The 13,244-nt window shown below is 61.5% G+C and carries 8 protein-coding genes; 4 read left to right on the forward strand and 4 right to left on the reverse strand.

Annotated features, from left to right (window positions below; genetic code table 11):
* Positions 1 to 108: 108 nt before the first annotated feature.
* The gene (locus FYK55_RS13260) at positions 109 to 2,499 is read left to right on the forward strand and encodes a pilus assembly protein N-terminal domain-containing protein (protein WP_150076898.1); all 2,391 of its coding nucleotides are present in this window, start codon (positions 109 to 111) and stop codon (positions 2,497 to 2,499) included.
* 105 nt (positions 2,500 to 2,604) lie between these two features.
* Positions 2,605 to 3,975: a hypothetical protein gene (locus FYK55_RS13265; RefSeq protein WP_150076899.1), complete on the forward strand. Its 1,371-nt coding sequence runs from the start codon at positions 2,605 to 2,607 to the stop codon at positions 3,973 to 3,975.
* Positions 3,976 to 4,205: 230 nt separating this feature from the next.
* On the opposite strand, the gene FYK55_RS13270 is transcribed toward FYK55_RS13265, so the two are convergent.
* The gene (locus FYK55_RS13270; protein ID WP_150076900.1) at positions 4,206 to 4,613 is read right to left on the reverse strand and encodes a GYF domain-containing protein; all 408 of its coding nucleotides are present in this window, start codon (positions 4,611 to 4,613) and stop codon (positions 4,206 to 4,208) included.
* Between the two features lie 220 nt (positions 4,614 to 4,833).
* Here FYK55_RS13270 and nrdR point away from each other — a divergent pair, with 220 nt between their 5' ends.
* Positions 4,834 to 5,304: a transcriptional regulator NrdR gene (gene nrdR / locus FYK55_RS13275; RefSeq protein WP_150076901.1), complete on the forward strand. Its 471-nt coding sequence runs from the start codon at positions 4,834 to 4,836 to the stop codon at positions 5,302 to 5,304.
* A gap of 23 nt (positions 5,305 to 5,327) precedes the next feature.
* Here nrdR and FYK55_RS13280 read toward each other — a convergent pair whose 3' ends face one another.
* Positions 5,328 to 6,707 (reverse strand): EF-hand domain-containing protein, encoded by a 1,380-nt coding sequence (locus tag FYK55_RS13280; RefSeq protein ID WP_150076902.1) that lies wholly within the window; start codon positions 6,705 to 6,707, stop codon positions 5,328 to 5,330.
* Between the two features lie 596 nt (positions 6,708 to 7,303).
* Here FYK55_RS13280 and FYK55_RS13285 point away from each other — a divergent pair.
* Positions 7,304 to 10,852: a serine/threonine protein kinase gene (locus FYK55_RS13285; RefSeq protein WP_150076903.1), complete on the forward strand. Its 3,549-nt coding sequence runs from the start codon at positions 7,304 to 7,306 to the stop codon at positions 10,850 to 10,852.
* A gap of 13 nt (positions 10,853 to 10,865) precedes the next feature.
* Here the strand turns inward: FYK55_RS13285 and FYK55_RS13290 are convergent, their stop codons facing one another.
* Together FYK55_RS13290 and FYK55_RS13295 are read right to left on the reverse strand one after the other, a co-directional pair.
* Positions 10,866 to 12,104, reverse strand: coding sequence for a protein-L-isoaspartate(D-aspartate) O-methyltransferase (locus FYK55_RS13290; protein ID WP_235908670.1), 1,239 nt, complete (start codon positions 12,102 to 12,104; stop codon positions 10,866 to 10,868).
* 123 nt (positions 12,105 to 12,227) lie between these two features.
* The gene (locus FYK55_RS13295; protein ID WP_201743708.1) at positions 12,228 to 13,079 is read right to left on the reverse strand and encodes a class I SAM-dependent methyltransferase; all 852 of its coding nucleotides are present in this window, start codon (positions 13,077 to 13,079) and stop codon (positions 12,228 to 12,230) included.
* Positions 13,080 to 13,244 lie beyond the last annotated feature (165 nt).

Raw genomic sequence — 13,244 nt, forward strand, 5'->3', positions numbered from 1 at the left:
CATGCGGTGCGCAGACATCGCGGTCTGCCGGTGTGCCAAGGCGGGCACATCGTTCCGCCCCGGAGACGGAATCACCGGAATCGAAGACACCGGAAGCAGAGACGCGGCATGCGTGAATTCATCGCGAGACACACCGAAGCGAACAACACCGACGTGACAAGATCGGCAAAGCGGGCAATCCTGGCTGCCTTGCTCCTTTCGTCGGGGGGGACCGCTGCGGCGCAAGCTCCAAGCGGGACCCTGATCCAAGCTCCGTCGGCCCGATCGCAGCCAAACGCCACGGTCACCCAACCGATCGGTATCGTGCGGGGCAACCCGTTCGTGACCGACACCCAATCCCAACCCGGCGCATCCGCTCATTCCGGTGTCCGTCTGAAAGCCGATGACGCTTCGATCGGATTCCAGCCGATCGCGTCCGGCAATCAGCCGCACGCGGCCCGGTTGGCGGATCATCCGATCACCATCACGCCATCACCCGCACCGGCAATCCGCCACAATCCGTTCATCGCGCCGACCCCTTCGGAATCTGACGCGATCGCGCAAGAAACCTCAAAATTGCGGCCGTCTTCGGCACCGACGCTGGCGACCCCCAGTCGCCCGGCGCGATTGCTGCCTGCGGCGACGCCGGAACTTGGCTCAAACGTTTTCTCCCTGAGCGACTCCGGTGGTGACATGCCGACGGCGGACGATCCCGCATCCCCGGAACCGATCGCTGCTCCGCAAGCGGGAACGACCGAGAACTCCACCCCGGAGACGCGGAACGCGTTCGCGAAGCACTACGGGGGACGCAACGCCGATTCCTCCCCGAAAGCAGTCTCACCAGAACGGATTGCGGTTCCCGGTCCCGCTGCGGTGATGCCGGTGACCGATGCCCGCGACGCTCAAACGCCGATCCGCGAGACACAGCCAATCTTCTTTTCGATGACCGACGGAACCGCCAACGCACAGAAAGGGGCGACGGAGACCGATGCGAGTCATGCCGAAGACGCGAGTCGTCCTTCGGATGCGCCGGAAGCATCGAGTGCTCCAGAAGCTTCAACGCACACGGCCCCCGTAGTGTCATCGGCTGAACAGGCCAAGGTGTTGCCGCGTGCAAAGCGTTCCCCGGTGCATCTGGCCCCGCCGACGATCCCGGTCAGCGCCGCCCCGGCATTTTCGCTTTCGGGATCAGATGACCCATCGAAAAAGCACACGCTTGCTCAACTGGACACTCCTGTGCAGTTGGCACCGATCGTCGACTTCAGCAAACCGCTGCAGAATTCACTGACCGATGGCGGTCCCAGCTCGCCCTCTGAATCAACGGCGAACGCGCCCCAAGTCGCCTCTGACGCAACGGCAGAAGGCCAGTCTCGGACCGACGAACCTCCGGCCGAGAAAGGCCGCGTCGCCGCGATGACTCCGCAACCGGCAGGTGAACCGCCGCGAATCACGCGCCCACGTCGGCAAGCCATCGCCGTGGTCACGCCGCCAATCGCCATCGAGAACGCGACCGAAAAAGGCCAGACGTATCGGCCAGCCGTCGCCGCAGTGCTGCAAGATCCACTGACGAACCCGGGTTCAATGACCGGTCCGACGCCGCCGGAGGGCATGGACGTGTTGCTGCCGGAACTGGATCCGGCGGAATCCATTGCCGCCGATGAGACCGTGCCGCCGAAATCGCCCGAACAAGATTTGTCGCATTTGGAAGCCGCCATCGCGGAAGCCGCTCCCCAGACGCAACGTCCTGAGGTGAGACCAGAGCTCCCGGCGCCCGTCCTACCCGCGCCGATTCCTCGCCCCGACGTTCCACATCTCGCCGCTGAAGCACAACCCAGCCGGGAAACGCCCTTGCGGGATCCGGTACCGACACCCGCGTCGTCGCAGGTCGCCGGCGAAAGCAATCTGGGTAGCGGTTCGCCCGCCTCCCCGACGCTGGATGTTCGACCCAAGCACTTCGCCCGAGAGCCGGTCCATGGCCATTCGGCTGTGCCAGCCAAACTGGCCTCGTCGCGCAGCATGGCAACCGGTGCGGTCCAGCCGCCCCAACCGCCAACTTCCGACGCGCCCAAAAAGCCAGTGCGTCTGCAATTGGCGCGAGCTCAAGTCCGATCGATGACCATCGGCGGACGGCTGCGACGGGTCAGCATCGCCAACAAAGACGTGTGCCAAGCATTCGCCTCCGGGCCCAATCAACTGAAATTGATTGGAACCGGAACAGGTTCGACGGAATTGACCGTCTGGGCGGATGTGATTCCCGGCGAGCCCACTCGGATGCAAATCTTCCAGGTGGAAGTCGGCGACGACATGAGCTCGCACACCGATCGAATCGCCGATCAGACGGCTCTGCTGAATGATTCGATCGACAAGGCATTCCCTCAAGCGAGCGTGATTGTCACTCGCACTGAGAACAACCTGGTGGTCTCCGGAGTCTGTGCCGACGAAGAAACGGCGATGCAGATTCTGCGCCTGGTGAGAAAAAGCTGTCTGGTTCCCGTCGTCGACGAACTGGAAACGCGTTAAGCGGGCAAACCATTTTCCAGCTCGCCGGTAAAGCGGCCGAGCCAAACCCATTCACCCATGATTCCACGCGGCATCGATCCGCTTTGTAAGTCCACGAGGTTCGACATGAACATCCGTCTGATCCACACCGTTCTCCGGCATCGTGCCGCCACGGTATTGGCGCTTGCAGCCACGGCCGCGATGAATCTGGGCGGTACGGTAACATCGGCGCAGTCGCTTGCGGACAGCCAGCTGATCGATGCCGAAGTTGCCAATGCGGCAGCATTCGGTCCGGGGCCGGCCGCAAGTTACTCTGCCGGAACCGCATTCGGATTGTCGCCGGGAACGCGCGTCATCCAGGCATCGCAAGTACGTACCGCCGCGGATGTGACGCCCGGAAGGTCATCCGTAGCCGCACAACGTCCAAGCGGCCCACTGGCGCCCGGAACGATCGCCCAAGCCGTGGGCGTCAGCGACGCAAACGAGCGGGGCGCCATCGCTCAGGTCGGCTTTGGTTGCCGAAGTTGCTCCCGATCGAGTTGTAACGGCGGTTGCTACTCGGGTGGCTACTCGGGCGGCTACGCCGGTGGCTACGGAGCATCGATGAGCGGTGCCTCGTACGGATCGGCCTGTGGCGTGCCCTGCGATCCCTATTGCTACGTCACCGTGGAAGGGCTGTACATGAATCGTGGCGGCGACGACGGCTTCTCCTACACCCGCAACGTGGTCATGGACGACTTCGATTTTGAATTCGCCCCGCGGATCACGATCGGTCGTGTTCCCGACTGCGTCAACGGTTTCGAATTCACCTGGATCGGACAACTGGATTGGGACCGCAGCGTCTCGGTGGTGGATCCGGGTGAGGGAATCCAGTCCGTGTTGGTTGCCGCCGGCGACTTGGACCCCAGCCTGGTCGCTCCCTTCCAGAACTCCACCTATCAAGCACAGACCTACAGCAGCGAATACTCCAGTTTCGAATTGAACAAAACGTTGATGGGCTGGGACGTCGTGAAGCTGCTGATCGGAGGTCGGTACATCAATTTCGACGAGGACTACCGATTGACCGGTTGGGGAAACCCGGGCACCGGATTGATTACCAGCATGACTGAGAATGATCTGATCGGGGCCCAAGTCGGCGTTGACATGCTGTACCCGGTCGCACGGCACCTGTACACCGACCTGCGAGGCCGCGCCGGTGCGTACCTGAACGTCGCCGAATCGGACGTCCGATTGTACAACCAGGCCGAGTTGGCGATCCGAAACCAGGACGACGATGTCGAACTGGCAGGCGTGTTCGAAGGCGGTGCCGGACTGCGGTTGCAATGCGGTGAGATGTTGTCGGTCCGCGTCGGCGGCGAAATCTGGTACATCGCCGGGTTGGCCACCGCGTCGGATCAACTGACGCCGCGTGTCACTGAGAACTTCGGTCGCAATGTCGACATCGACGACGACATCTTCTTCGTCGGTGTGACGGCGAGTGCCGAGCTGAGATTCTAAGGGCGTCGCGCCGCGGTTGCCCGACGAGGTAGCCACCGTCGCCAGGCGGTGGACCTGATCCCCGCCCCCTGTCATCCCGCGCCCGCTTTGGTGGCAAACAGGGCTTTTCTAGCAAACAGGGATTTCCTGGCGCTTTCCTGGCGAGCTTTGCTTGGGCACGGGTTTGCCACACGCCGGCACGGTCCGGCGAGGCTCTGACGGCGATGCCGGCCTTGATGGCAACCGGTGGATCAGGACGGTTTCTTTCCGACCTTCTTTTTCAACCAACTCTGCACGCTCCGTTTTCCCTCGTCGGCATGAGCAGGGTTCTCCGGTTGCGGGACCGCGACGGACGACTCCGGCTGGATTTCGCGTGCCCCGCCACGCGGGATCTCACGGAGACAATTCGGGCAAACGACCGGCGGTTTGACCACTCGACGCGAGCACCCCGGGCAGAAGTACTGGATCTCTTTGCGTGATGCAGCCTCGAACAGCCCCCCGACCTCGTTGGCAGGGAACCAGGCGGAATCGTTTTTGCGTAGACGCGTGTCCGGTTTGATCTCGCCCTTGCGAACCAATCCGAGCAGTTCGTGAGGACTGAGCGGACCAACCTCCGTTTGCACGTTGCCCTCGCGTCGCTGTAAAAACCATTGAGACACTTTCGGGATCGCTCCAGGGAGTTCTCGATCTTTGCAGGCGAAGCCGACCATTCGCCTCGATCCGACGCGCCCGTCCCGTTGGGGGTAGCGGAATCGTCTGGTCGCCTGTCAAGTTTAGCAAAATGTCGCACGGTTGCATCGAAATCTCGCGGGCTTGCGTGCCCGGTTCGTTCAACGGAATAATGACGACCGTCAGAATCCTCCCACCGAACGGCCGCGCATGCGTTGTCCATTTTGCCACCGCGACGAAGACCGCGTCCTGGACACCCGGACCGCCGAGGGCGGCTACATGGTGCGGCGAAAACGCGTCTGCACCAGTTGCAATCGCCGATTCGCGACGGTGGAAAAGATCGAACAGTTGTCGGTCCGCGTGGTCAAACGTGACGACACCCGCGAACCGCTCGATCGCGAAAAAATCCGGCGAGGCATCGAACGTGCCTGCTCCAAGCGGCCGGTGACCAGCGAACGCATCGAGCAAGTCGTTCAAAGCATCGAATCAGAAGTCTACAACGACTACGACACTGAGATCCCGGCCAAGGAGCTCGGTGAAATTGTGATGCGGCACTTGGCCGCCTTGGACGAGGTCGCCTACATCCGATTTGCCAGCGTCTACCAGGAATTTCACTCCGCGGACGATTTCATCCGCGAAGTGACGCGGTTGACCAAGCTACCCGCGGCGCAGCGATCGTGACCGCCCGCACCGGTATCGGCGGCCTATTTCTTCGAGCGTGATTGCATCCACCACGCGTACTCTTCGATCGTGACCGTTCCGTCTCGATCGACATCCGCATCGGCCGGGCTCATCAGCATCGACTTCCACTCACTGGCCGTCAGCTTGCCATCCTTGTTTTCGTCGTAGCGACCAATGATGCGCTCGGCGTAGCGAACCATTTTGTCATCCACCTTGCCCACCGGGCCCGGACTGGAGGAACCACCGCTGCCAGACGCCATGGACGATCCGGCGGCGGAAGATCCTTGGTCATCATCGCCATCGTTCCCTTGCTCCACCGCCTGAACCGCTTCGCGGGCCGTGATGATGCCGTCGCGGTTCAGATCCGATCGGAAGAATTCCTTGACGGCGGCGTCGTCCCACTTGCTGGCGAACTCGGACATGTCCACCTGGCCGTCTTGGTTGGCGTCCTTGTCGGTGAAGAACCCTGGCAGTCCTTCGGGCAATTCCTTTCCTTCGGTCGGCCGGTAAGAGCGGCGACCGTTGTAGACATCGGGCATTTCGACTTCGCTTTCTCCGTCACGATCGCGGCCGCGTCGCCGCCGTTCGCGTTCTTCGTCGCGACTGGCCTCGATACTCTCGCGGCGTCGCGCGTAGCGGACGGCCAATTCACGTTCCGTCAGCCGTCCGTCTTTGTTGCGGTCGAAATCCATGGGGTTGCCCGACATTCGGCTGGACAACTCATTTTCGGTCAACACGCTGTCTCGGTTGCGGTCGTAACGACGCAGGGTTTGGCTGGCTTCACGCAAATCATCGTCCGTCACAACCACCGACAGCATTTCCGCGGCCGGGCCGAAACCGGACAGCGGCGTCAATTCGGCTACTTCGCCGAAACCGGGAACCAGCAGTTCCGGCGTCAGCCCCTCGTCTTCGGAGCCACGCGAGGATCGACGGTCGTCGTCGCCGCGACCTTCACGCATTTTCTCAAACGACTCAGTGACTTTCTTGATCGAAATCGGTTGCCCGGGTTTGATGCTCGGATCGGCCGATTGCAGCCGTTGAATCAGAAACTGCGCCGGGCCCTGTTGTTCGTCCGGGTCCAGCGTCCCGTTGCCGTTTCGGTCCAGCCGGCTCAAAAACCCACTGGGATCGAATCCGCCGCCCGGACCGCCGCGCGAGCCACGACCGCCGCTGGGAGGCCCGCCGCGAAATCCGCCTCCGGGAGGGCCGCCTCCGGGAGGGCCGCCGCGGAATCCGCCGCCACCTCGGTCACCGCCCCGATCGCCACCGCGTCCGCCGCCATCTTCATCGCCGCCGCGCCCCCGAAATCCTCCGGGAGGGCCGAACTGCGCACGCGCCAACTCCGCTTCCCCGATTCCCAGGAGGCACACGACAATCAACGGCAGAAATTTTTTGGTGTTCATGTCTTTTAAAACCCCGCAAAACGCCGGAGGTTTCGCCATTCTAGGTCGCCGCACCGGCCCGCCGATCGGTTCTCCACCGAATTCCCGACGACGGCGGAGGGCGTGGAAGCATGATCGTTACCGGTGCCGGCCTGAAGTGTCAAAATCGACGGGAGATGAGAGCAGGCCGGTCAACTCCCCCCAGCCTACCGCCTGCGGGCCGTGGATAAAGAAATCCTGATCATTTTACCGGTCATACGCCCAAGAAATCTTGTCTTTGCTTCGGGGGAACCGCATCCCAGTCAACCGATCAGCGTGCGTCCGACCATCACGTGACCCTGCGATCGCCGCCGCTGGCGAGAAGCGGATGGAAACCTCTCACGACCGCAAGCAGACCCCACCCGGAAGAGGGTAAGATGCACCCAGGGGCCGCGGCAGGATCGGCCGGCGGGGTCCTGGCGCGTGCGGTGCCCAGCCGGGAAGAAATGGCCCATCGTTCTTTCAAGCGAGAGCGATCCACCTAGACACCACTCGCTGACGTGACGCCCGTGCGTTGCCGCGCCGGAGAGGCATCTTCGGCATCCGCACCTTGGGCCGTCGCCTGGAGCTGCTGACCGATGCGAAATTCAGATCAGCTTGAACCCGAAGTCGATCACGAGTTCAACCGGATCCTGGAAGACTACTTCGACGCGATCGAACGGGACGATGGCGTGGACGTGAACACGTTTGTCCGCCGACACCCCGAGTACGAACAGGCGCTGAAGTCCTTCTTTTCGGACATCAGGAACGTTCGACAGTTCATCGACCGGAATCGGATCACGGTGGGCGCTGGGGACGATCGGTCGGTCGCCGACCCCGCATCGCAACAATTGCCTCGCACGGCTCAGTACGTGGGAAAGTACCAGTTGATGCGAAAGCTTGGTGAAGGCGGCATGGGAACCGTGTACCTGGCGTTTCACACGGAGCTGGAAAAACGGGTCGCGATCAAGTTTCTGAACGATCACCGTGGGCGGGACACCAACGCCGTCAAACTGTTCCGCAAGGAAATCAAGGCGGTCGGTCGGTTCGATCACGAACACATCGTCCGCGCGATCGACGCCGGGAAGTTTGACGAACTTCATTTCTTGGTGATGGAATACATCGAAGGGGCGGATCTCGCGGACTTGCTGAAGTTTTGCCCCCCGTTGCAAGTGAGCGAAGCCTGTGAACTCGCGCGGCAGGCAGCGTTGGGATTAGACCATGCGCACCAATTCGGATTGATCCACCGCGATATCAAGCCCTCCAACTTGATGCTGACGCCTGCGGGACGAGTCAAGGTGCTGGACCTGGGTTTGGCTCAATTGAATCAGCCGTTCACGCAGAGTTCAGAACTGACCGTCGACGGCCTGCGGATGGGGACACTGAAGTACATGCCGCCCGAACAGTTCGATGATTGCCACAGCGTCGGCGCGACATGCGACATTTACAGCCTGGGCGTGACGCTGTTTGAGCTGTTGCGCGGCAAGCTGCCGTTGAGCGGATTGCACCGCGGTGTCGACTGCTCCAGCCTTCAAATGCTTCGCAATGACATCCCCGACGATTTGATTTCGCTGCTTGAATCGATGACCGAACTTCAGCCGTCCGAGAGAATTCAGTCGGCCGGTGAAGTTGCCGATCGTTTGTTGCGATGGACCGACGGTCACGACTTGCCGACGTTGTTTGAGATCTACCGCCAGCGTCGCCGCCAGGGCGTCGTGCCGGCAACCGCGGTCCCGCCAAAGGTCGACACATCGACCTTGCCCTCGAATCCGACGTCGACGGCCAGCGTGTTTTCCGTTTGGTTCGCAGCCGCCGCCGCATCGGTCTGTGTGATTTCGGCATTGGCCTTGTTATTCCAGGCCAATGGGCTGCTGAGCGATCCGCATCCGGTCGCCGCCTCAACGTCCGCGACGCTGAATGTTCGGGTGGAACATGGCGTCTCGGGCAACGCCGTTGTTCCAAAAACCGTCCTGTTGGAAAGCGTGATCACCGGGGAAAAACTGGAGGTCGACCTGGGGGCAAACTCCGTTCCGACGGGCGACTATCGCTTGCTCTCGGACAGCTGGACCGCCGCGACTCCGGAGACAATCACTTTGACCGCGGGCGCCGTCACGGAACTCTCACTGATCCCCAAGCTGCAGAACATCCAGTACCCCGAAATCCCAGATCACGCTGGTGCCTACGTCCATTACAAGGCCCAGATCGTTCCGGCCGGCGGCGATGCGAAACAGGCGCAGGCGTACCATGTTGTTTTTCGCAGTCTGGAAAGCGAACAAATCGAGGGCGTCGACTATCGCTGGATCCAGGCCGAAGTGGGTAACTCCGATTACTGCGAAACCGCCTGGTTGTTAGTCGACACCGAACTGTACGACAAGGAAAAGACGCTTTCGATCCGAGAAGGTTTCATCCAGGCGGAACTGCCGCTGGAGGAGCGCAACCTGACGACCTTTCTGGGACCGCGCATCGCCGTTGCCTGGAGCCATCGCGAAGACCCTTTGCAACAGGTCGCCGACGACTGGGGTTTTCAGTGGCCCGCCAACCGAATCAGCATGCAGTCGCTGTTGGCAATGATCTTCGACTTGTCGCACCCAGCCGTTCCGGCACCGATCAGCAACATGCGCAATCTGCTGGGGGCTTCCACCGAAAGGGTCGTCGAGTTTTCCACGTTTAGCGAAGGACTGGAAAAAACGTCGTGTTTGAAAATTGCGGGTCAACCGGCCGACCTGTTCGACATCGAGCGGCAAGTGAAGTACGAAATCAAGCGGGGACGCTACCCTCACGAGGTTCCCTTTGGCTATCTGCACGTCATGATCCAGGATCCGTTTCAGACACTAACCCTGGAGCGTTCGAAGGGCGGATTCGATGGCGTGGTGCGTTTCCCCGATTTGGAACAGCTCTCCGCCGAGTCCTTGAAACTGACGCAACTGGCGTCTCCGGAAAGCGACGACATCACTCGCGCGACGCTCCCGGAGACCGAGGGTGATTGGTCGCGACACCGGGGCAGCGTGCGGTTTGGAAGGCATCCCGAATTGACACTTTCGTCGACCGTCCGAGCAGGCAAACTTCAGAACATTGACGGGCGCCCGCACCGATGGATTGAAGTTGCCATCGAAAGCGGATTGACCGGGCAGCTGCTATCCGCCGAACGTGTCAAACTGCTGATCGACGAACAAGCCTACCAGCAGCAACGGCAATTCATCGTCCGCAAGGGCTGGCACGAGCTGGGCTGGGAAGTCTACGATTTCCAGGACGGCGATTCTGCGTTGACGGAACAAATGCACTGCTGGATTCACCGCCGGCCCTCGCATCCGCGGCTGACGGTGCACGAAGTGCTCTCGATGTTGTTCGACGCCAAGTTCCCATCGGCCGGGCGGTTGCAGGATGCCCGACCCTCGCTGGCCGGTTTGATCGTCAAAGCCTCCGCCAATCGCACCGCCAAACGATGCGTGATTGAAACGCCGGGATCGGCTCAGAAAAGCTTTCACGGTTACCACTGGACCGTGACGCCGCCGGAGACGACGCCGGAAAAACAAAGCGTCACCTACGATCTGTATCGCAGCCAGGAGGTGCCCTTCGGATTCGCGCACGTCAGGCTGAACGTCCCGGGTCAGTTTGAGGTCAATCTGGAGCTGCTCGATTGCGGATCCGATCTTGCACCGTTGACCGCCGATGAGGCTGCGTTGGCCAAAACCGCAAGGGAAACGCAGGAAAAGCTCAGCCGTGCCGGCGTCTTCCAATGGTCCGTGGCCGGGCAGAAGCGAACCATCGGCCGCTACAGCCACTATCATGCCGGAGACGTCGTGATCGATACCTGGGGCCCGGCGACGATGGATCGCCTTCCACCTCTACGTGAGTTGGCCATCCCGTTTGAACAGCTTGACGAGCAAGCGAAAAGATGGATCGCCGACAACCAGATGCGGACTTGGACCAGCACCAACGGTGAGATTTCGCAACGTGCCTTGCTGGACGCCGTCATCGATGCCAAAACGGTGCGTCTGCGTTACGACGACTTCAGTCTGCACCTGGTCGACACAACGCGATTGTCAAAGCAGGACAGGGACTACGTCGATCGGCAATGGTTGGCTCACCGACCGCCGGAAGTCGACAAGAGAAAGCCGCCGATGCTGTCCTTCTTTGGCAATCGTTAATCGGATCGTCGCGTCAGTCGACCAGTTCCACGGTCACGGCATCGAAATCCGCTTGACCGGTCGCGCCGAACAAGCCCACTCGCAAGATCGCTTCGCGGGCCTGGTGAGGAATGCGGACCAACCGGCTGTGGGTACGCCAGGGACGGGATCCACGAAAAGGCCCCAAGTGGAAGGTTCCCAAGTCTCGCCGCAACTCGTCGTAGAGGCTGATCGCGATCATCGGCATCGCATCCGAGGTCGGTCCCTTTTCAATGCCCTCGGTGCGGACCATGCCGCTCAGGCGGATTTGAGAAACTTCGCGGCCGTCGATCGCGATCCCCTGCAACAAGTGACTGTTCCTGCCGGGAGTCTCATTCCGAAACCTCGCGAAGTGCTCGCCTTGCGGCGCCCGATCGTCCGGGCTGCCCGCCTGCACCACTTGGCGGCCGTAGTACCATCCCGGAACAAATTCGGACAGCGAAGCCTCGTCACCTTCGGGCAGCGTTTCGAAGTCACCGTTGACCGCCCCCGGGTTGGCCGGGTCGGGCAGCACGGCTCGCGTTTCTTCGGCGGCGCCCGTCATCGGCACAAACAACGTCGGACGCAGGGCCTGACGTTGCAATTCGCCGTCCAGCTTGACCATGCGGTAGAGGGTTTGTTGGTAACGTTGGCCCACCGGAATCACCATCACCCCGCCTTCGGCCAGTTGATCCACCAGCGGTTGCGGGACCGATTCCGGGCTGCAGGTCACAATGATCTTGTCGAACGGTGCGGCATCGGGCCACCCTAAGAAGCCGTCACCGATTCGCGTCGAGACATTCCCGTAGTCCAAACGCGCGAGGGTTTCGGCGGCTCGCTCCCCCAATTCCCGAACGATTTCGATGGTGTAGACGTGATCGACCAGCGGGCTGAGAACCGCGGCCTGGTATCCGCTGCCGGTCCCGATCTCCAACACCTTGTCGGTCGGCTGGGGATCCAACGCTTCGGTCATCAGCGCGACGATGAAAGGGCTGCTGATTGTTTGGGACTGTCCGATCGGAAGGGCCATGTCGTAGTAAGCCCGGGGCACCTGACTCTGGGGCACGAATTCATGCCGGTGCGTCCGTCGAATCGCATCCAGAATCCGCGAGTCGGTCACGCCCGCGGTCGCAATCCGCGTCTCGACCAGTCGATCGCGAGCCGCTTGAAACGGATCCGCCGCGGCGGCGCAGGAAACCAGGCAACAGGCCAAAGCGAAACTCCGGCAAGGCCGCGAAGCGTCAAAAGAAACCATCATGTGCACTTCCATCCGACCCGACTGTTCGGTGACCGACAGCGGATCGAAACTTACAAGGGGAAAATAGTGTTCGGTGAGGATATCGGTGAAGACCCGGGAAGGTTCGATTCCACTCTCGTTTCATTCGGATCTCAGCTCATCCAGATCTTCGCCCGGGAACCGATTTGACATCGCCCCCGGAAACGCTTCGAAACGTGCCTCCGCGGTGGCTTTCACGGCGCGGGTGGCCAGAAACGTCGCGGTCCTTTCAGACAAAACATCCTTGCCGCCCCATCGATCTTCCATCAAGTCGGTCAATTGAAATCCGGCATCCAGTTGCCCGCCCAACAAATCCGACAGCGAGTGTCCGAAGTCGATTGGCCGTTGGGGCCCCAGTGTCCGATCACGTTCCTCCGGCGGCAACTGCAGATCGCTGTACGGGATCGAGAACCGGATCTTCAGTTTTCCCCGATCTCGTTGCACCGCGTCGAACAAGAAATTCACCGGCAGCATCACCCCGGTCAGCAGCACGCCGCCGGCACGCAAGACCCGCGCCGCTTCTCGCCACACCGGACGCGCGTCGGCCACGAAGTTGACCGAACAGGGATTCACCACCATGTCAAAGGACGCATCGGGGATGCTGCTCAAATCAGCCATGTCCGCCAGAACGGTTTCCAGCGGCAGCGAATGTTCCGTCGCCAGTTGCCGATCGATTGCCAATTGTCCGGCACTGAAATCGACGACCGTGACGTCGGCACCGGCGGCCGCAAGCAGCGGCCCTTGGTGCCCGCCGCCGGCAGCCAGGGCAAGCACCCGGCGGCCCCGCACCGACCCCAGCCACCCGGCAGGTATCGGCTTGCATGCGGTCAGCCGGATCGAGAACTCTCCGCTTCGGGCCGCTTCGATCTCCGCTCCGCTGGCCGGCGTGAACCACTTTCGCCCCTGGGCCGCGATATTATCCCAGGCGGTACGGTTAAAATCAGTCGAATCCAAAGAAATACCGCTCCGGAACGGTCAGTTGTCGGCGATTCGATTCGCCCAGGCACCCATTCTTCCAATACAATGTAGTTCCCACCCCAGGCGTTTCGAAACCGTGTGCCGCCAATGACGCCGGCACGCATCGCCTACCCCTGGCTGACACGGGTCACCCGCTCGGCC

The organism is Roseiconus nitratireducens (genome assembly GCF_008629675.1).
GTDB lineage: Bacteria > Planctomycetota > Planctomycetia > Pirellulales > Pirellulaceae > Stieleria > Stieleria nitratireducens.

Bases quoted from the DNA above. Each gene is read 5' to 3' on its own strand.
- nrdR (WP_150076901.1), top strand. From the start codon at position 4,834: ATGCGTTGTCCATTTTGCCACCGCGACGAAGACCGCGTCCTGGACACC.
- FYK55_RS13280 (WP_150076902.1), bottom strand. From the start codon at position 6,707: ATGAACACCAAAAAATTTCTGCCGTTGATTGTCGTGTGCCTCCTGGGA.
- FYK55_RS13260 (WP_150076898.1), top strand. From the start codon at position 109: ATGCGTGAATTCATCGCGAGACACACCGAAGCGAACAACACCGACGTG.
- FYK55_RS13285 (WP_150076903.1), top strand. From the start codon at position 7,304: ATGCGAAATTCAGATCAGCTTGAACCCGAAGTCGATCACGAGTTCAAC.
- FYK55_RS13290 (WP_235908670.1), bottom strand. From the start codon at position 12,104: ATGGTTTCTTTTGACGCTTCGCGGCCTTGCCGGAGTTTCGCTTTGGCC.
- FYK55_RS13265 (WP_150076899.1), top strand. From the start codon at position 2,605: ATGAACATCCGTCTGATCCACACCGTTCTCCGGCATCGTGCCGCCACG.